This is a genomic window from Sphingomonas gellani, from assembly GCF_900110035.1.
Lineage (GTDB): Bacteria > Pseudomonadota > Alphaproteobacteria > Sphingomonadales > Sphingomonadaceae > Sphingomonas > Sphingomonas gellani.
The window spans coordinates 701,969-719,480 of the sequence record NZ_FOCF01000001.1; the positions used below are offsets into that span (position 1 = coordinate 701,969).

13 protein-coding genes are annotated in these 17,512 nt (G+C 68.1%); 8 read left to right on the forward strand and 5 right to left on the reverse strand.

Annotation, left to right across the window (positions count from 1 at the left end):
• Positions 1–48 precede the first annotated feature (48 nt).
• Genes moaB through BMX37_RS03655 form a run of 3 tightly spaced genes read right to left on the reverse strand, consistent with a single transcriptional unit; the run spans position 49 to position 3,138 of the window.
• Entirely contained in the window at positions 49–576 is a 528-nt protein-coding gene (moaB, locus tag BMX37_RS03645; protein ID WP_093664054.1) for a molybdenum cofactor biosynthesis protein B, read from the reverse strand.
• Positions 566–2,416: a lytic transglycosylase domain-containing protein gene (locus BMX37_RS03650; protein ID WP_093664055.1), complete on the reverse strand. Its 1,851-nt coding sequence runs from the start codon at positions 2,414–2,416 to the stop codon at positions 566–568. Before BMX37_RS03650 ends, moaB begins: the two co-directional genes overlap by 11 nt.
• Positions 2,416–3,138, reverse strand: coding sequence for a uracil-DNA glycosylase (locus BMX37_RS03655; RefSeq protein WP_093664056.1), 723 nt, complete (start codon positions 3,136–3,138; stop codon positions 2,416–2,418). The genes BMX37_RS03650 and BMX37_RS03655 overlap by 1 nt, the downstream gene beginning before the upstream one ends.
• Before the next feature lie 128 nt (positions 3,139–3,266).
• Between BMX37_RS03655 and BMX37_RS03660 the strand changes: the two genes are divergently transcribed.
• From BMX37_RS03660 to BMX37_RS03685, 6 genes are all read left to right on the forward strand, one after another.
• The gene (locus tag BMX37_RS03660; protein ID WP_093664057.1) at positions 3,267–4,922 is read left to right on the forward strand and encodes an electron transfer flavoprotein-ubiquinone oxidoreductase; all 1,656 of its coding nucleotides are present in this window, start codon (positions 3,267–3,269) and stop codon (positions 4,920–4,922) included.
• Positions 4,923–4,926: 4 nt separating this feature from the next.
• On the forward strand, positions 4,927–6,492 hold the full coding sequence (locus BMX37_RS03665) for a tetratricopeptide repeat protein (protein WP_244501363.1): 1,566 nt from the start codon (positions 4,927–4,929) through the stop codon (positions 6,490–6,492).
• The gene (locus BMX37_RS03670; RefSeq protein WP_093664058.1) at positions 6,489–7,322 is read left to right on the forward strand and encodes a 4-(cytidine 5'-diphospho)-2-C-methyl-D-erythritol kinase; all 834 of its coding nucleotides are present in this window, start codon (positions 6,489–6,491) and stop codon (positions 7,320–7,322) included. The genes BMX37_RS03665 and BMX37_RS03670 overlap by 4 nt, the downstream gene beginning before the upstream one ends.
• A gap of 118 nt (positions 7,323–7,440) precedes the next feature.
• Positions 7,441–8,511 carry a recombinase RecA gene (gene recA, locus BMX37_RS03675; protein ID WP_093664059.1) on the forward strand — a complete coding sequence of 357 codons (1,071 nt, stop codon included), beginning with the start codon at positions 7,441–7,443 and terminating at the stop codon, positions 8,509–8,511.
• 124 nt (positions 8,512–8,635) lie between these two features.
• Positions 8,636–9,472 (forward strand): class I SAM-dependent methyltransferase, encoded by an 837-nt coding sequence (locus BMX37_RS03680; RefSeq protein ID WP_093664060.1) that lies wholly within the window; start codon positions 8,636–8,638, stop codon positions 9,470–9,472.
• Positions 9,469–10,101 carry a glutathione S-transferase family protein gene (locus tag BMX37_RS03685; protein ID WP_093664061.1) on the forward strand — a complete coding sequence of 211 codons (633 nt, stop codon included), beginning with the start codon at positions 9,469–9,471 and terminating at the stop codon, positions 10,099–10,101. Before BMX37_RS03680 ends, BMX37_RS03685 begins: the two co-directional genes overlap by 4 nt.
• A gap of 42 nt (positions 10,102–10,143) precedes the next feature.
• Here the strand turns inward: BMX37_RS03685 and BMX37_RS03690 are convergent, their stop codons facing one another.
• A complete protein-coding gene (locus BMX37_RS03690) occupies positions 10,144–11,436 on the reverse strand; it encodes a dicarboxylate/amino acid:cation symporter (RefSeq protein ID WP_093664062.1) in 1,293 nt (430 codons plus the stop codon).
• 77 nt (positions 11,437–11,513) lie between these two features.
• Between BMX37_RS03690 and BMX37_RS03695 the strand changes: the two genes are divergently transcribed.
• Together BMX37_RS03695 and alaS are read left to right on the forward strand one after the other, a co-directional pair.
• A complete protein-coding gene (locus BMX37_RS03695) occupies positions 11,514–12,770 on the forward strand; it encodes a M24 family metallopeptidase (RefSeq protein WP_093664063.1) in 1,257 nt (418 codons plus the stop codon).
• A 198-nt stretch (positions 12,771–12,968) separates the two neighbouring features.
• On the forward strand, positions 12,969–15,653 hold the full coding sequence (alaS, locus tag BMX37_RS03700; protein ID WP_093664064.1) for an alanine--tRNA ligase: 2,685 nt from the start codon (positions 12,969–12,971) through the stop codon (positions 15,651–15,653).
• A 24-nt stretch (positions 15,654–15,677) separates the two neighbouring features.
• Here the strand turns inward: alaS and BMX37_RS03705 are convergent, their stop codons facing one another.
• On the reverse strand, positions 15,678–17,435 hold the full coding sequence (locus BMX37_RS03705) for a cation:proton antiporter domain-containing protein (protein WP_093664065.1): 1,758 nt from the start codon (positions 17,433–17,435) through the stop codon (positions 15,678–15,680).
• Positions 17,436–17,512: the final 77 nt, after the last annotated feature.

Here is a 17,512-nt window from a genome sequence, read left to right on the forward strand (position 1 = left end):
TCGAACATCGGCTTAGGGACCGGGCGGGGATGCCCGCGGCCGACCGGCTCAGCGCTCTGTCAGGCGCGGCATCAACTCGACGAAATTGCAGGGCCGATGGCGGATGTCGAGCTGGTCCTTCAGGATCCCGTCCCAGCCATCCTTCACCGCGCCGGTGGAGCCGGGCAGTGCGAAGATATAGGTGCCCCGTGCAACGCAGGCACAGGCACGCGACTGCACGGTGGAGGTGCCGATCTTGGCATAGCTCAACCAGCGGAACAGCTCGCCAAAGCCGGGGATCATCTTGTCCGCGACGCGCTCCACCGCCTCGGGCGTGACGTCGCGGCCGGTGACACCCGTGCCGCCGGTGGTGATGACGCAGTCCACCGCCTCGTCATCGATCCAGCGGTGCAGTTCCGCGACGATGTGGTCGGCATCATCGCGCAGGATGGCCCGATCAGCCAGCACGTGGCCCGCTGCCGTCAGCCGCTCGACGAGCGCGTCGCCAGATCGGTCTTCGGCCAGCCCCCTGGTGTCGGATACGGTCAGGACGGCGATGCGAACCGGAACGAAGCTGCGACCTTCGTCAATCGGCACGGGTCACCGGTGCTGCCGTCACGGCCGACGATCCGGGGCTGACCGCCGCGTTGATCGCGATCGCGCTGGCCGTCGCCTGTCGGCTGGATTGCGCGTTCATCCGCACGGCGGCGGCACCGGGAAGTCCGGGGAAGCGCGGCCACATGCCTTGCGCCAGGGCAGACCGACTGGGCAGCTTGCCCTTGCCGCCCTGTGCCTCGTAGATCCAGTAATTGCGCAGCACCGTCGTGACGTAGCCGCGCGTCTCCCAATAGGGGATGCTTTCGATATACAGCAGCGGGTCGCCGCCATCGCGGACCAGCGCGTTCCATTCCCCGACGGGCTTCGGCCCCGCATTGTACGCGGCGATCACCTTGGGAAGCAGGCCGCCGGTCACACCCGCCATGTCACGCAGCCGCTCCAGGTGGCGCTGGCCGACATCCATGTTGAACGACGGACGCGACAGCACGGCACGGTCCACGCTGGGCAGGCCGCGTTCGCGTCCGTAATCGGTGGCGGCGGCCGGCATGATCTGCATCAGGCCATAGGCACCGGCCGGGCTGATCACCTTGTTGCGGAAACGCGATTCTTCCAGCGTGTGCGCGTAGACCAACGCCTTTTCGACGCGCCAGCCGCTGTCGGGCGTCCAGTTCGGGGTGGGGTAGCGCGCCTCCGTCCCCGGCGTCACGCCGGCGGGGCAATTATGCGCCAGCCACACGCTGGTCGCCGGCAAATCCAGCGCCTCGGCCAAACGCACCAGGCTGCGGAACTCCGTGGGATCGCCGATCCGCGCCTGCTGGCGGATCACCGTGTCGGCCAGATCGGTCTCGCCGATCTCCGCCAGTGCGGCGGCGACGCGGATGTTGGGGCGTCGGTCCAGCGCCGCCCAGTCGCTCGCCACCAGCCCGCTTTTCGGCGTCACCGCGCTTTGCAGCAACAGAGCCTGGCGCGCGAGCTGACCATAGAAGCTTTCGGAATATTGCGACGCCGCCTTCAGGCGTTGCTGGATGCGTTCCGGATGGGCGCAGGCCATATCGGCGCGCGATGCCCAATACAGCGCCGCCGCACGCAGGTCGACGTCGCTCGCCCGGCTGGCCACGCCCTCGAACCCGGTATCAGCCGCCATGCAGTCGCCCTGGCGCCACGCGGACAGCGCCCCGACCCAGCGGCCCTGGATCGCCCAGTCGCCGCTGCCCTCGGCCGCCTTCGCCGCCATGGCCCGCGCATTGGCGTCGTCGCCGGCCAGGAAGTACATCCAGGACACGCGCTGCTGCCATTCGGTCTGCGCTTCGGGCGTCAGGCCCTGCGTCGATTCCAGCAACGCCTGCGCGTTGACGCCGTCGTCCGCCTTCACGAAGGGCTGCATGCGCGACGCGAGGTCGGCGGCGATCATATCGCTGCGCACGCTCTTCGCGCGGACGCGGCGGGGGGCGCCGTCCTGCCAGATCAACCGCTGACTGCTCGGCAGGGGCGCCAGATCGGTCGCGCCGCGCGCCTTGGCCAGACGCACCAGATCGGCCGCCTCCGGCAGTTCCGGTGCTTCCGCGATCAGCGCCGTCAGCGGCTCCAGTTCGACGCGGGGCGAACCCTTTGCCGTGTACAGCTCCGCACGCGCGATCGCGTGCAGCGGGCCCGGCTTCATCGCGTCGAGCCCGATTTGTGCGTCGGTCCAGCGGCTGTCGCGGATCGCCGCGAATACCGCGCGATAGGCGTCGCGCTGACCGGCATCCAGCTGACCGGGTACGCGCGCGGCGGCAAGCTGTGCGGTGCCGACGGTTGGTGCCGGGCTGGCGGCAGGCTCGGCGGCAAAGGCGGGCAGGGCGGTGGTCCCGAGCGCCGTCGCGATCAGCAGTGGTCGCATCATTTGCCGGTCGCTCCGATCAACACTTGCAAGTCCTTCCACGCCTCTGCCTTGGCGGCCGGCTTCTCCAGCAGAAATCGCGGGTGAAAACTGGCCACGGCCGAGGTTATCCGGTCCTTATGGTTAAACGCGTGCAAAGACCCACGCGCCGGCTGGACATCCATCCCGAGGATCGCACGGCTCGCCGCATTGCCGAGCAGCAACAGCCGTTCGGGCGCGACCAGGCCGACATGGTGCCGGGCGACATCATGCAGCTGATCCTCGCAATCGCGCGGCATCCGGCCGGCGGCGGGACGCTTGCAGCACACGCTGGCGACATGCACCTCGTCGCGGGTCATCCCGATCGCCGCCAGCATCCGATCGAACAATCGGCCCGCCGCGCCGCCGAGCAACCGCCCCTCGTCACCATCGCCGGCGTCGGGGCAATCGGCCAGCACCATCAGCCGGGCGTTGAGCGGTCCGGCCGCCGCGACATGGGTGCCGCGCCAGGAACTCTCAGGGGCATGACCACCGGCGCGCCACGTGACGAACGCCTGCCACTCGTCAGGCATCGCCGCAGTGACCGCCTGTGCCGGAGCGTACAGGGCGGGCGTAAGAACTGCGGGCGGGGCGAGCCAATCGCGCGGAGCGTCATCGACCAGCAGGTCGACGCCCGCATCGCGCCACCATTCCAACGCGCTTGCCGCGTCCGCGCGCCAGTCGGTGAACGGCTCTACCCCCATCGGCGCTCTCATGCCGCGCGGTTGACGTTTTGGTCAACTTGTCGGATCGGCAGCAGGGATGGGACGTTGCCGGCCTGCGCCCGAATGTTAGGGGCCGCCTTTGCCGATGGGCCGGCCGGGAGAGTGAAATGAGCGAACGCGAGTCGATGCCCTATGACGTGGTGATCGTCGGCGCTGGCCCCGCCGGGCTCAGCGCCGCGATCCGCCTGAAACAGCTTGCCACGCAGGCGGGTGCCGAACTGTCGGTGTGCGTGCTGGAAAAGGGATCGGAGGTCGGTGCCCATATCCTGTCCGGCGCGGTGATCGATCCGCGTGCTCTGGACGAACTGATCCCGGACTGGAAGGAGCGGGGCTGCCCTCTGGCGGAGGTGCCGGTGACGGAGAACCTGCACTGGGTCCTGACCCCTGCGCGCAAATTCGTGCTGCCGCACTTGTGGACGCCGCCCTTCCTGCACAACAAGGGCACCTACACCGGCAGCCTGGGCAATCTTTGCCGCTGGCTGGCGGGTCAGGCCGAAGAGCTTGGCGTGGAGATCTTCCCGGGCTTCGCCGCCGCCGAGATCCTGTTCCACGACGATGGCCGCGTGAAGGGCGTGGCGACCGGCGACATGGGCGTGGCACGCGACGGCACGCGCAAGCCGGACTGGCAGCCGGGCCTGGAACTGCACGCCAAATACACCTTCTTGGCAGAAGGGGTGCGCGGCCACCTGACCAAGGAGGTGATCCGCACCTTCGACCTCGCCCGCGACAGCCAGCCGCAGGTCTATGGCCTGGGGATCAAGGAATTGTGGGACGTCGCCCCGGAAAAGCATCATCCCGGACGCGTCATCCATACGCAGGGCTGGCCGCTGGGCGACGATGCCAATGGCGGCGGCTGGATCTACCATCAGGCGAACGGCCAGGTGTCGATCGGCTTCGTCACCTGGCTCGGCTACACCAACCCCTATCTGTCGCCGTTCCAGGAAATGCAGAAGTGGAAGACGCATCCGGCCGTCGCCGACCTGCTTGCGGACGGCAAGCGCGTGTCCTACGGCGCGCGCGCGATCAACGACGGCGGCCTGCAATCGATACCCAAGCTGGTGTTCCCCGGCGGTGCGCTGATCGGTTGCTCGGCCGGGTTCCTCAACGTGCCCCGGATCAAGGGCACGCACGGCGCCCAGAAATCGGCGATGCTGGCGGCGGAGGCTGCGTTTGCCGCGATCCAGGCGGGCCGGGAGGGCGACGAGCTGACCGCATACCCGCAGGCGTTCGAGACGTCGTGGCTCCACAAGGAGCTGTCGGTGGTCCGCAACGTGGTGCCGCTGGTCAAGAAGTTTGGCGATCTGCTGGGGTCCGGCATCGCTGGCGTGGCGATGTGGATGGAGCATCTGGGCCTGAAATGGCCGGTCACCATGAAGCATCATCCCGACCACGAGACGCTGTGGCGCAAGGACCTGGTGCAGCCGCCGGTCTATCCGAAGCCGGATGGGGTGCTGACCTTCGACCGATTGTCGTCGGTGTTCCTGTCGAACACCAATCATGAGGAGGATCAGCCGGTCCACCTGACGCTGCGCGATCCGGACGTGCCGATCGATTACGATCTGCCGATGTACGACGAGCCGGCGCAGCGTTATTGCCCGGCCGGCGTTTACGAGGTGGTGGGGCAGGATACCAACGATCCGCGCTTCGTCATCAACGCGCAGAACTGCGTCCATTGCAAGACGTGCGACATCAAGGACCCGACCCAGAACATCAACTGGGTCGTTCCCGAAGGCGGCGGAGGCCCCAATTACCCGAACATGTAAGTGGTTGCTGCTCGCCGCGCCGTTGATCTCCGCCACGCCGGCGGCGGCCGATACCGGCGGGCTGAACGCCTATCTGCGCGCCCGTGTCGCCAGCGCCGACGGCCGGTCCGGCGCGGCAAGCGCGGATTATGCCCGTGCGCTGGCCGACGACCCGGCCAACGCGCTGGTCGCCGTGCGCGCCTATCGCGAGGCGCAGGAGGCGGGGGACGAGGCGCTGGCCCGCCGCGCGGTCGCCGTGCTGGACAAGGCGGGCGTGGCGCCGGCGGACGCCGCGCTGCTCTCGCTCGCCGACGCCGCGCGCGCGGACGATCCACGGCGGGCGGAGGCGGCGGCTGCCCGGCTGGACGCCGGACCGTTGCGCATCCTGGCGCCCGCGATCCGCAACTGGACCGCCTTTGCCCGCACCCGCAGCGTAACGGCCGCCGCGCCGGGCACCGCCGACCCGCTCGCCGGGCGACTGGCGGCGGAGACGCACGCCCTTGTCCTGATCGCAGCCGGTCGTGCCGATGAAGGGATCGCCGCGATCGGGGCCATGGATGCAACCGGCGGCAATCGCGACCTGCGTATCGTAGCGTCCCAAATTCTGGCGGGTCAGGGTCGGATCGATCAGGCCCGTGCGCTGCTGATCGGCGACAGCCCAGGGGAGCAGGCCTATCGACGCGGCGTTCCGGCGCGACCGACGCTCGCCTTCGGCATCTCGCGCCTGTTCACCCGCGTCGCCGGGCAGTTGTCCGATGAGGCATCCGCCCCGCTGCTGATCGCGCTCACGCGTGGTGCCCTGATCGCGGATCCGGGCGATACCAGGGCGAGGTTGCTTCTGGCGGCCAGCCTGGCACGGGGCGAACAACCGGACGCCGCGCTGGGCGTGCTGGCGCAGGTTAAGCCCGCCGATCCGCTCGCCGGGCTGGCGGCGGCGACCCGCATCAGCATCCTGAACGGCGCGGGACGCCGGGCGGAGGCGCTGGCCGCATCGGCGGAGCGTGTCGGTGCCCCAGACTCGACGCCGGACGATGTGCAGCGTCATGCCGACCTGTTGTTCGCGGCAGGCCGATATGACGAAGCGGCCCGCTTCTATCGCCGCGCGACCGATGCGCTGCCGGGCAACTGGCAGGCCTGGATGCAATATGGCGGCGCGCTGGAACGGGCAGGGGACTGGCCGACCGCACGTACCGCTCTGCAAAAGGCGGTGTCGCTGGCGCCGGCCGAGCCGGTGGCGCTCAACTATCTCGGCTATACCGGCCTGGAGCATGGCGAGCCGGTCGGCGCGTCCACCCGACTGATCGAACGGGCGAGCACGCTGGCGCCGGACGATCCCGACATCGCCGACTCGCTGGGCTGGGCCTATCACCGTGCCGGAGAGTCGGCGCGCGCGCTGCCGCTGCTGGAGCGCGCCTCCGCCGCGCAGCCTGGGGCGGCGGAGATCGGGGAACATCTCGGCGACGTCTATTGGGCTCTGGGTCGCCGTTACGAGGCCCGTTACGCCTGGCGCGCGGCGGCATTGACCGCGGAGCCGGCGGACGCCCAGCGTCTGTCGGAGAAGATCGCCGACGGGGCGGCCGCGCGGCCATGATCGTCGAGACTGCGCCGGCGAAGATCAACCTCGCCCTTCACGTCCGGCGTCGTCGGGCTGACGGCTATCACGACCTGGAGACGCTGTTCGCCTTTGCCAACGATGGCGACACGGTCGCCATGACGCCGGCGGATCGCTGGTCGCTGGCCGTAACCGGCCCACAGGCGCGCGGGCTTGCGAGCGGCTCCCGGTGGGACGCCGGCAATCTGGTCGTTCGCGCGGCGGACGCGTTCGCGGGCGGCTTCGGGGTGTCGCCCCAGGCGATCACGCTGGACAAGCACCTGCCGGTGGCTTCGGGCATCGGCGGCGGCTCGGCGGACGCGGCGGCGACGCTTCGCCTGCTGGCGCGTCTGGCTTCGGTCCCGCTCGACGATCCGGTTCTTGTCGCCATCGCACGGGGCCTGGGAGCCGATGTGCCGGCCTGCCTGTTCGGGCAGACCAGCCTCGGCACCGGCGCGGGAGAAGTGCTGGAGCCGTTGCGCGGACGGGCCGGCACGCCGTTGCTGCTGGTCAATCCGGGCGTGGCCGTGTCCACCGCCGCCGTGTTCCGCGGCTGGGATGGCGTCGATCGTGGCGCGATCGCTGATGGCGACCTGTTGTCCCGCGCCCGCGCGGGCAGGAACGACCTGGCGCCGGCCGCCCGCGCGTTGGCGCCGGCCATTGCCGATGTTGAGGCGATGCTGGACCAGGCGCCCGGCGTGCTGCTGTCGCGCATGTCTGGTTCCGGCGCCACCTGCTTCGGGTTGTTCGCCGATGAAGCATCGCGGGATCGGGCGGCGGGGGTTGCCGCTCACCAGGGGTGGTGGACCATGGCGACGCGGATCGCCTGAGTACCAGCATTTAGGAAATTTCCCTGCGTTCCACTCTTGTTCCTGCGGAACGTATCGCGTACATGGCGTCAGGACGCGTTGATCGGATCGCGCGCATGCTTTAGCGAGGATGTTCCCAATGGCCGCAAAACTGCAGGTGATCGACAACGTGGCAACCGCCAACACGGATCGTCAAAAGGCGCTGGACGCCGCCCTAGCCCAGATCGATCGCGCCTTTGGCAAGGGTTCGGCGATGAAGCTGGGCCAAAAGGAAACTATGCAGGTGGAGGCGATCTCCACCGGTTCGCTCGGCCTGGACATCGCGCTCGGCGTCGGCGGTCTGCCGCGCGGCCGGGTGATCGAGGTCTATGGCCCGGAATCGTCGGGCAAGACGACGCTGGCGCTGCATGTCATCGCCGAGGCGCAGAAGCATGGCGGCACCGCCGCCTTCGTGGATGCCGAACACGCGCTCGATCCGGTTTACGCCAAGAAGCTGGGCGTCAACATCGACGAGCTGATCGTGTCCCAGCCGGACACCGGTGAACAGGCGCTGGAGATCACCGACACGCTGGTGCGCTCCAACGCGATCGACGTGCTGGTGGTGGACTCGGTTGCGGCGCTGGTCCCGCGCGCGGAGATCGAGGGCGAGATGGGCGACAGCCATGTCGGCCTTCAGGCGCGCCTGATGTCCCAGTCGCTGCGCAAGCTGACCGGGTCGATCAGCCGCTCGCGCTGCATGGTGATCTTCATCAACCAGCTGCGCATGAAGATCGGCGTGATGTACGGCAATCCGGAAACGACCACGGGCGGCAACGCGCTGAAGTTCTACGCCTCGGTGCGCCTCGACATCCGCCGGACCGGCCAGATCAAGGACAAGGACGACATCATCGGCAACGCGACCCGCGTGAAGGTGGTGAAGAACAAGGTCGCGCCGCCGTTCAAGCAGGTCGAATTCGACATCATGTATGGCGAGGGCATCTCCAAGATCGGTGAGATCCTGGACCTGGGCGTCAAGGCCGGGCTGGTCGAGAAGTCGGGGTCGTGGTTCTCCTACGACTCGATCCGCATCGGTCAGGGCCGGGAGAATGCGAAGACTTATCTGCGCGACAATCCGGACCTCTCCGACCGGCTGGAGCGTGCGATCCGTCAGCGTACGGAGCAGGTGGCCGAGGAAATGATGACCGGTCCCGAAGAGGGCGACGACATCTGATGACGATGGCCGCACTGGCTTTGTGTTCGATGGGGGCTCGCCGGCAACGGCGGGCCCTTGTTGCTTGGAGGTGTCCTGCAAGGTCATGCGTTGCCGGCAACTTCGACAACTTCGCGCCCCCCGCATGACCAGCGGACTCGATTGGCAGGGGCGTGTCGGCGACGTGTGGGCGGCCGAGTGGCAGGCGACCGACCGCAGCTTTTCCGCCCTTGCCGGCCATCTGGACGCCGCGATCCTGTCGTCGGCCCCGGCCACGCCGTTCGTCGCGCTCGATCTGGGATGCGGGGCCGGGGCGACGACGCTGGCCCTCGCCACAGCGCGACCGGACGCGCGGATTATCGGGGCCGATCTGTCGCCCGGCCTTGTCGATGTGGCACGGGAGCGCCTATCGCACTTGCCCAATGCGGAGACACGGTGTGGCGATGCGCTTGAGGTCGCGGCGGACGTACGCCCCGACCTGATCGTATCCCGGCACGGCGTCATGTTCTTCGACGATCCCGTGTCCGCCTTTACCCGCCTGCGTCTCGCGTCGGCGCCGGATGCGGCAATGGTCTTCTCCTGCTTCGGCGCGCGTAGCCACAACCGCTTCGCCACGCTGGCGGACGAGGTGTCCGGAACGGACGCCCCGCCCGACGACGACGACTCTCCCGGACCGTTCGCCTTTGCCGACCATGATCGCGTTTCCGCCATCCTGACCTCGGCCGGCTGGACCATCGACTCGGCTGCGCGGCTGGAGTTCGCCTACCGCGTGGGCGAGGGGCCGGACGCGGTCGGCGATGCGCTGCGCTTCCTGTCGCGCATCGGCCCGCTCGCCCGCGCGATGGCCGCCGCGCACGAGGACGATCGACGGGCGATGCGCGACGCTGCGGCCCAGGAATTGGCCCTGTACCGCGCCGCGGACGTTATCGACCTTCCGGCGCTGGCATGGATCTGGCGCGCACGGGTTCAGGAGACCGCATGACCATCATTGTCCATCACCTGGAAAACTCACGCTCGCAGCGCGTCCTTTGGATGCTGGAGGAACTCGACCTGCCGCATGAGGTGCGGCGATATCAGCGCAACAAGGCCACGCTGCTTGCACCGCCGGAACTGCGCCGCGTCCACCCGCTCGGCAAGTCGCCGGTGATCGAGGATACGGAAACCGGCTACACCATCGCGGAAACCGGCGCGATCGTGGAGTATCTGGTTGAAAAGGCCGACGGCCGGTTCGGGCCGCCGCCGCACCGCGCCGACATGCTACGCTATCGGTTCTGGCTGCATTATGCCGAAGGCTCGCTGATGCCGCCGCTGTTCGCGAAACTGGTGCTGAGCCGCGTCCCGCTTCTGGGTGGCCCCGCGCAAAAGAAGATCCAGCCGATGATCGACGTGCATCTCGATTATGTCGAAAGCGAGCTGGCGCAGCGGCCCTGGTTCGCCGGCGACCAGATCAGCGCCGCCGACGTGATGATGAGCTTTCCGCTGGAGGCCGCGCGGAGCCGGGCAGGGCTGAATGCCTCGCGCCCCGCGACGATCGCGTGGCTCGACCGGATTCACGCGCGTCCCGCCTATGTCCGTGCGCTGGAAAAGGGCGGCCCCTACGCTTACGCCTGAGCCGCGCCGATAGCCGTCACCGGCCCCGCGCCCCGCTGACTATCAAGGTGCGTGGCTGGGCTCGATCTCGGCGGCGCGGGGCGGCTCCAGTCCACCTTCCCACTTGGCGACCACGGCACTCGCCACCGCGTTGCCGACCACGTTGGTCGCGGTCCTTCCCATGTCGAGGAAATGGTCCACGGCCAGGATCAGCAGCAAACCTGCCTCCGGGATGTTGAACAGCGACAATGTGGCCGCGATCACAACGAGGCTTGCGCGCGGAACGCCGGCGATACCCTTGGACGTGACCATCAGCACCAGCAGCATGGTGACCTGCTGCCCGATCGAAAGGTCGATGTGATAGGCGTTGGCGATGAACAGCGACGCGAACGTCATGTAGATCATCGACCCGTCCAGGTTGAACGAGTACCCCAGCGGCAGCACGAAACTGGCGATGCGCGGCGGCACGCCGAACCGCTCCAGCGCCTCCAGCGTGCGCGGGAATGCTGCCTCCGACGACGCGGTGGAAAAGCCGATCAGCAGCGGTTCGCGGATATAGCGGATCAGGTCGCGCGTACGCGCCCCTATCACCAGGAACGCCGCACCGAAAAGTGCGCACCACAGCACCGCCAGCGCGACGTAGAAGCTGCCCATGAAAAATCCGAGCTGCCCCAGGATCGCGGGCCCCCGCTCGGCCAGCGTTCCGGCGACCGCAGCGAACACCGCGATGGGCGCGAACCGCATCACATAGTCGGTGATCTGCAGCATCACGGCCACGATGCCCTCGATCACCGGCACCAGCGGCTTCGCGCGGTCGCCCACGGCGGTCATCGCGACGCCGACGAACACGGAAAAGATGACGATCTGCAGGATCTCGTTGGTCGCCATCGCCTCCACCATGGAGGCGGGGATGATGTGCGTGACAAAATCCTTCAGGCTGAACGCCGCCTTGTCCAAGCCGGCCGACGCGGTCGCCTCCGGCAGTTGCAGGTGCAGCGACAGGCCCGCCGCATCCGCAACGATGGCCGACAGATGGTAGAGGATCAGGCCGAGCGTCAGCGACATCAGGCTGGCGCCCAGGAACCAGCCCAGCGCCTTCGCGCCGACCCGGCCCAGCGCGCGCGTGTCGCCCATATGCACGATGCCCGCGACCAGCGTCGAGAACACGAGCGGCGCGATGATCATCTTGATCAGGCGCAGGAACACGCCGGTCACAATCGAGAAATAGCTCGCGATGTCCGCAGCGCGCGCGTCACCCGCCGGCGTGCCGCCACCTACCGCGACGTTGATCCCCCAGCCGACGACGATGCCGGCGATCAGTCCGAACAGGATGTAGTAGGTCAGCCGCTTGGCCATGTAGCCTTTTGCCCCCGAAGTCTCGCGCGAGCCAAGGGGATTGCAGCGGCCGGGTCAAGGGACCTATCGCTTGCGCCATGTTCCGCCGCCCTTCCCGTCGCGACCTGATCGTCGCCGCCGCCGCATTGCCCCTGGGTATGTCCGCCGTACTGCGTGCCGCGGAGCCAGACCTGTCCGGCCTGTCCGACGTGACGACCGGGGCGCGACCGATCGACCTTGCCGAGCGGACCGCGCGCATCGCCCGCGCACAGGCACTGATGAAGGCGAACGGCATTTCGGCGGTGTTGATAGAGCCGGGATCGTCGCTGATCTATTTCACCGGCGTACGCTGGGGCCGCAGTGAGCGGCCGACCGTCGCGGTCCTCCCGCAAGAGGGCGCGCCGCTGATCGTCACCCCCTTTTTCGAGGAGCCTTCGGTGCGCGAATCGCTCGCCATTCCGGCCGAGGTGCGGGTCTGGCAGGAGGATGGCGATGCCATGGCGGTCGCCGCCGCATGGCTGCGCGAGCGCGGGCTGGCCAAGGGTCTGATCGGCATCGAGGAAAGCGTCCGCTGGTTCATTCCCGCTGCCCTGCGTCGTCAGTTGCCCGATGTGACCCTCGTCGGAGCCGATCCGGTGGTGCGCGGATGCCGCATGATCAAGACGCCGGCCGAACTGGCGCTGATGCAACTGGCGACGGACGTCACGGTGGCGGCCTATCGCTGGACGTACGCGCGGATTGAGGCGGGCATGTCGGGGCCGGATATCTCCGCCCTGATGAACGCGGCGACGCGCCGTCTGGGCGGCAGTCCGGAATTCGCGCTGGCGCTGATCGGACCGGCCGCCGCCCTGCCGCACGGCAGCCGGGAGGTGCACCGTATTGCTCCGGCGGAGGTGCTGCTGATGGATTGCGGCTGCACGGTGCAGGGTTACCAGTCCGACGTGTCGCGGACATGGGTACCCGTCGGCACTGCGCCAAATCCAGTGCGCCGCGTTTGGGACCAGGTCGCGCGCGGTCAACAGGTCGCGTTTGCCGCCGCGCGTCCCGGCGTGGCCGCCGGTCGCGTCGATGACGCGGTGCGCCGGTTCTACACCGGCCTGGGCTATGGACCCGATTACCGGTTGCCGGGCCTGTCGCATCGTACCGGCCATGGGATCGGCATGGATGGGCATGAGCCGGTCAATCTGGTCAGGGGGGAGACGACGACGCTGGCGCCGGGCATGTGCTTCTCCAACGAACCGGGCCTGTACCTGCCCGGGCGGTTCGGCGTCCGGCTTGAGGACTGTTTCCACATCACGCCATCGGGGCCACGCTGGTTTTCCGAACCGCCGACCAGCATCGATCGGCCGATCTGATCCGATTGCAGGGTATACGGGGACGCGCGTCGTCCGCGCCTTGAAGCGGAGCGAGGTGCGGCCAGTCATTGTATCCACCGTCCGTGCCGGGAGCGCGCGCGCTTTGGGTCGTCAGCCTTGCACGCCTCCGTCGCAGAGACCGCCGACATGCTCCGCATTGCCTTGAGGCAGGCGCGATGCTGAACTAAGCCGACGCGCATGACCTCGCCATCCTTCACGTCGACCAACGACATCCGCCGCGGCTTTCTGGACTATTTCGGCGGCCAGGGGCACCGCATCGTGCCCTCCGCACCGCTGGTGCCGCAGAACGATCCGACGCTGATGTTCGTCAATGCGGGCATGGTCCCGTTCAAGAACGTGTTCACCGGGCTGGAGACGCGGCCTTACTCCACGGCCACATCATCGCAGAAGTGCGTCCGGGCGGGGGGCAAGCACAACGACCTCGACAATGTCGGCTACACCGCGAGGCATCACACGTTCTTCGAGATGCTCGGCAATTTCTCGTTCGGCGACTACTTCAAGGAACAGGCGATCACCCACGCCTGGACCCTGCTGACGAAGGAGTGGGGCCTGCCGGCGGATCGGCTGACGGCGACCGTCTATCACACGGACGACGAGGCGTTCGCGCTGTGGCAGAAGATCGCGGGCCTTCCCGATCATCGCATCATCCGTATCCCGACCAAAGACAATTTCTGGGCTATGGGCGACAGCGGCCCGTGCGGCCCGTGTTCCGAAATCTTCTACGACCATGGCGAGCACATCGCGGGGGGCCCTCCGGGCAGTCCGGACGAGGATGGCGATCGGTTCGTGGAGATCTGGAACCTCGTCTTCATGCAGTATGAGCAGGAAGCGAACGAAATCGTCGGCAACCTGCCACGTCCGTCGATCGACACCGGCATGGGGCTGGAGCGGATCGCTGCGGTCATGCAGGGCGTGCACGACAATTACGACACGGACACGTTCCGCGCCCTGATCGGCGCGTCCGAGTCGCTGACTGCGACCCATGCGGAGGGTGCGCAAAAGGCTTCGCACCGGGTGATCGCCGATCACCTGCGCTCGTCCGGCTTCCTGGTGGCAAACGGCGTGTTGCCGGCGAATGAGGGCAGGGGCTACGTGCTGCGCCGGATCATGCGCCGCGCAATGCGTCATGCCCACCTGCTGGGCGCGAAGGAGCCGTTGATGCACCGTCTGGTGCCGGCTCTGGTGGCGGAGATGGGCGCTGCGTATCCCGAACTCGTCCGCGCCCAGCCGCTGATCGAGGCGACGCTGCGGCAGGAGGAGACGCAGTTCCGCAAGACGCTGGACCGGGGGTTGCGCCTGCTGGACGAGGCGACCGCCTCCATGGCCGCTGGCCAGACGCTGCCGGGCGAGACGGCGTTCCGGCTCTACGACACGTTCGGCTTCCCCTACGACCTGACCGAGGATGCGTTGCGCGCGCAGAACCTGCACGTCGATCGCGCCGGGTTCGAGGCCGCCATGGCGGAGCAGAAGCGTGCGGCGCGCGCGGCCTGGAAGGGATCGGGCGCGAAGGCGTCGGACGAACTGTGGTTCGATCTGGCGGAAGAGGCGGGCTCGACCGAATTCACCGGCTATGCCGCCGACACCGGCGAGGCGGAAGTTCTGGCGCTCGTCCGCGACGGAGTCCGTGTCGAGCGCGCCGATGCAGGCGATCAGGTGGCGATCATTGTCAACCAGACGCCCTTCTACGCCGAGAGCGGCGGGCAGGTCGGTGATGCGGGCACCATCTCCAGCGATGCCGGGCTGTCGGTCGCGGTGCGTGACACGTCCAAGCAACTCGGACGCCTGTTCGTTCATCAGGGCACCGTCGATGCGGGCACGGTCAAGGTCGGCGACACGGTGAAGCTTACCATCGACACCGCGCGCCGTGGGCAGATCCGCGCGAACCACTCCGCAACGCACCTGCTGCACGAGGCGCTACGCCAGAGGCTGGGCACGCATGTCGCACAGAAGGGATCGCTGGTCGCCCCGGAGCGGTTGCGGTTCGACGTCTCGCACCCCGTCGCGATGAGCCAGGCCGAGTTGGCCGATGCGGAAGCGGCGGTCAACGCGCAGATCCGCGGCAACGGATCGGTCACGACCCGCCTGATGACCCCAGACGACGCAATCGCCATGGGTGCGATGGCGCTGTTCGGAGAGAAATACGGCGACGAGGTGCGTGTCGTCTCTATGGGAACGGAGGACGGCGGCGATACCTATTCGGTCGAGCTGTGCGGCGGCACCCACGTCAATGCTCTGGGTGACATCGGCCTGTTCAAGGTGGTGGGCGAAGGGGCGGTGTCGTCCGGCGTCCGCCGGGTCGAGGCGCTGACCGGCGAGGCAGCGCGCGCCTATCTGTCCGCGCGCGACGAGAAGCTTCTTGAGGCGGCGGCGGCATTGAAGGCCTCTCCGGATGAGGTGCCCGCGCGTGTCGTGTCGCTGCTGGAGGAGCGGCGCCGGCTGGAGCGCGAATTGTCTGAAGCGAAGAAGGCGCTCGCGCTGGCAGGATCGGGCGGCGGTTCCGGTGGATCGGCAGGGCCGGAACAGGTTGGCGACGTCGCCTTTACCGGCCAGGTGCTTGCCGGGTTTGAGGCCAAGAGTCTGCGCGGCGCGGTGGACGATGCGAAGAAACGGCTGGAGTCGGGCGTGGTAGCGTTGGTCGCGGTGAACGACGGACGGGCGACGGTCGCGGTCGGCGTGACCCCTGACCTGACCGGCAAGCTGGACGCCGTCGCATTGACCCGGCAGGCGGTCGCGGCGCTGGGCGGGCAGGGCGGCGGCGGCCGGCCTGACATGGCGCAGGGTGGCGGTCCTGATGCGGACAAGGCGCAGGATGCCCTGGACGCCGTGCGTCAGGCTATCGCGGCATCAGCCGCCGCCGCTTGACCTTTTGAGCGAAGTTGCCGAGGATCAGGTGCGCTGGCGAATGCGCCTGATCCTCGGTTCCCTCTCGATCTGGGCCTCGCGGCGGATCGCTTGACGAAGGGCGTCCCGCTTGTCGTGGATGGAGGCGATCACCGGGCCCACCGCGACACCCAGATCCACCAGCACCGCTTCGGAGAGTTGCAGGGAGCTTTCCAGCGTCTCCGGAATAGCCTCAGTCACGCCCGCTCGGTACAGTTCGGCCGCGTGCCGCGCATCGCGGGCGCGGGCGACGATCGACAGGTCCGGTGCCATCGCGCGGATGCGCCGCGTCAGCCTTTGCGTCAGCACCGGATCGTCCATCGTCAGGATCAGCGCACGAGCCTCTGCGATCCTGAGACGCTCGACCAGTTCCGGCCGGGCGATGTCGCCGAACAGGACCTGATACCCCTCCCGCCGGGCGGTCGCGACCGCGTCGATGTCCGCCTCCACGGCGAGGTAGGGTTGATCGTGCGCCTTCAGCATGTCCGCCACGACGCGGCCGACCCGGCCGAAGCCGATCAGCACCGTGCCCGGCCCTTGTTCAGCCACTTCCATCTCGGCCTCTGCATTGCGCCGGTCGATCCGGCGCGACGCACGATTGCCGAGGCGCGCCAGCAGGGGCGTAAGGGTCAGGCCGATCGCGGTCACCGTCTGCCAGAAAGCGGCGGTGGGCGGGGAGATCAGGTTTGCCGCACTGGCGGCTCCGAGCACGATCAATGTCGTCTCCGAGGGGCTGCCCATCAGCAACCCGGTCTCCGCGGCAACCCCGGGACGCGCGTTGGCGACGCGCAGAAGCAGGTAGGTGACGATCGTCTTGATCGCGACGACCCCGGCCACCGCCAATGCAAGCTGTGGCAGGTTCGCCCAGATCGCTCGCAGATCGACGCTCATCCCCACCGAAATCAGGAACACGCCGAGTGCCAGCCCACGGAACGGCGCCGTGATGACCTCGACCTCGCTGTGATATTCGGTTTCCGCAATCAACAGGCCGGCCAGCAGCGCGCCGACGATGGGTGACAGGCCGACCGCGCTGGTCGCGACGCTCGCTACGATGGCCACCAACAGCGACGCTGCCAGGAACAGCTCGGGGCTTTTCGTCCGGGCGGCCTGCGAAAACAGGCGGGGGAGGAGGAAACGCCCGGCACCGTACAGGATCGCCACGGTCAGGGCGCCGCGCAACGCCACGCCGCCGGCCTCCGACCAACCGCCCTCTGCCGGGCCGATCGCGCCAAGCAGGAAGATGATCGGGACCAGCGCCAAATCCTCGAACAGCAGCATCGCGAAGGCGGCGCGGCCGACGGCGCTGGTCGTGCCGGCCAGCGGCAGAACGAGTGCGGTGGAGGACAGGGCAAGCGCAAGGCCGAGGCCTAATGAGCCCTGCCATGGCTGTCCCAACAGCATCAATCCGGCCGCGATCAGCAGCGCCGAGCCGGCCAGCTCCGCCGCCCCGGTGCCGAACACCAGCCGCCGCAGCGTCCAGACACGCCGGAACGACAGCTCTAGGCCGATCGCGAACAGCAGCAGGATGATGCCGAACTCAGCGAAGGGCTCGATCGAGTGGGGGTTGGAGATCGTGACGTGGTAGAGCCACGGCACACGCGGGACCAACGCGCCCAGGCCGAACGGCCCCACCAGCATGCCGACAAGAATGAAGCCGATGACGGGGCTGATCCGCAATCTGGTAAAGGCAGGAATGACCAGGCCCGCGGCCCCCAGCACGACGAGGGTGTCCGATAAACCTTGATTGCTGAGCGAAATGGCCATGGCGCGACCCTAGCAGCAGCCGAACGCATTTGTCAGGAGCTCGTTCAGTTGCGCCATGAACAAAGGGGCAGGGGATG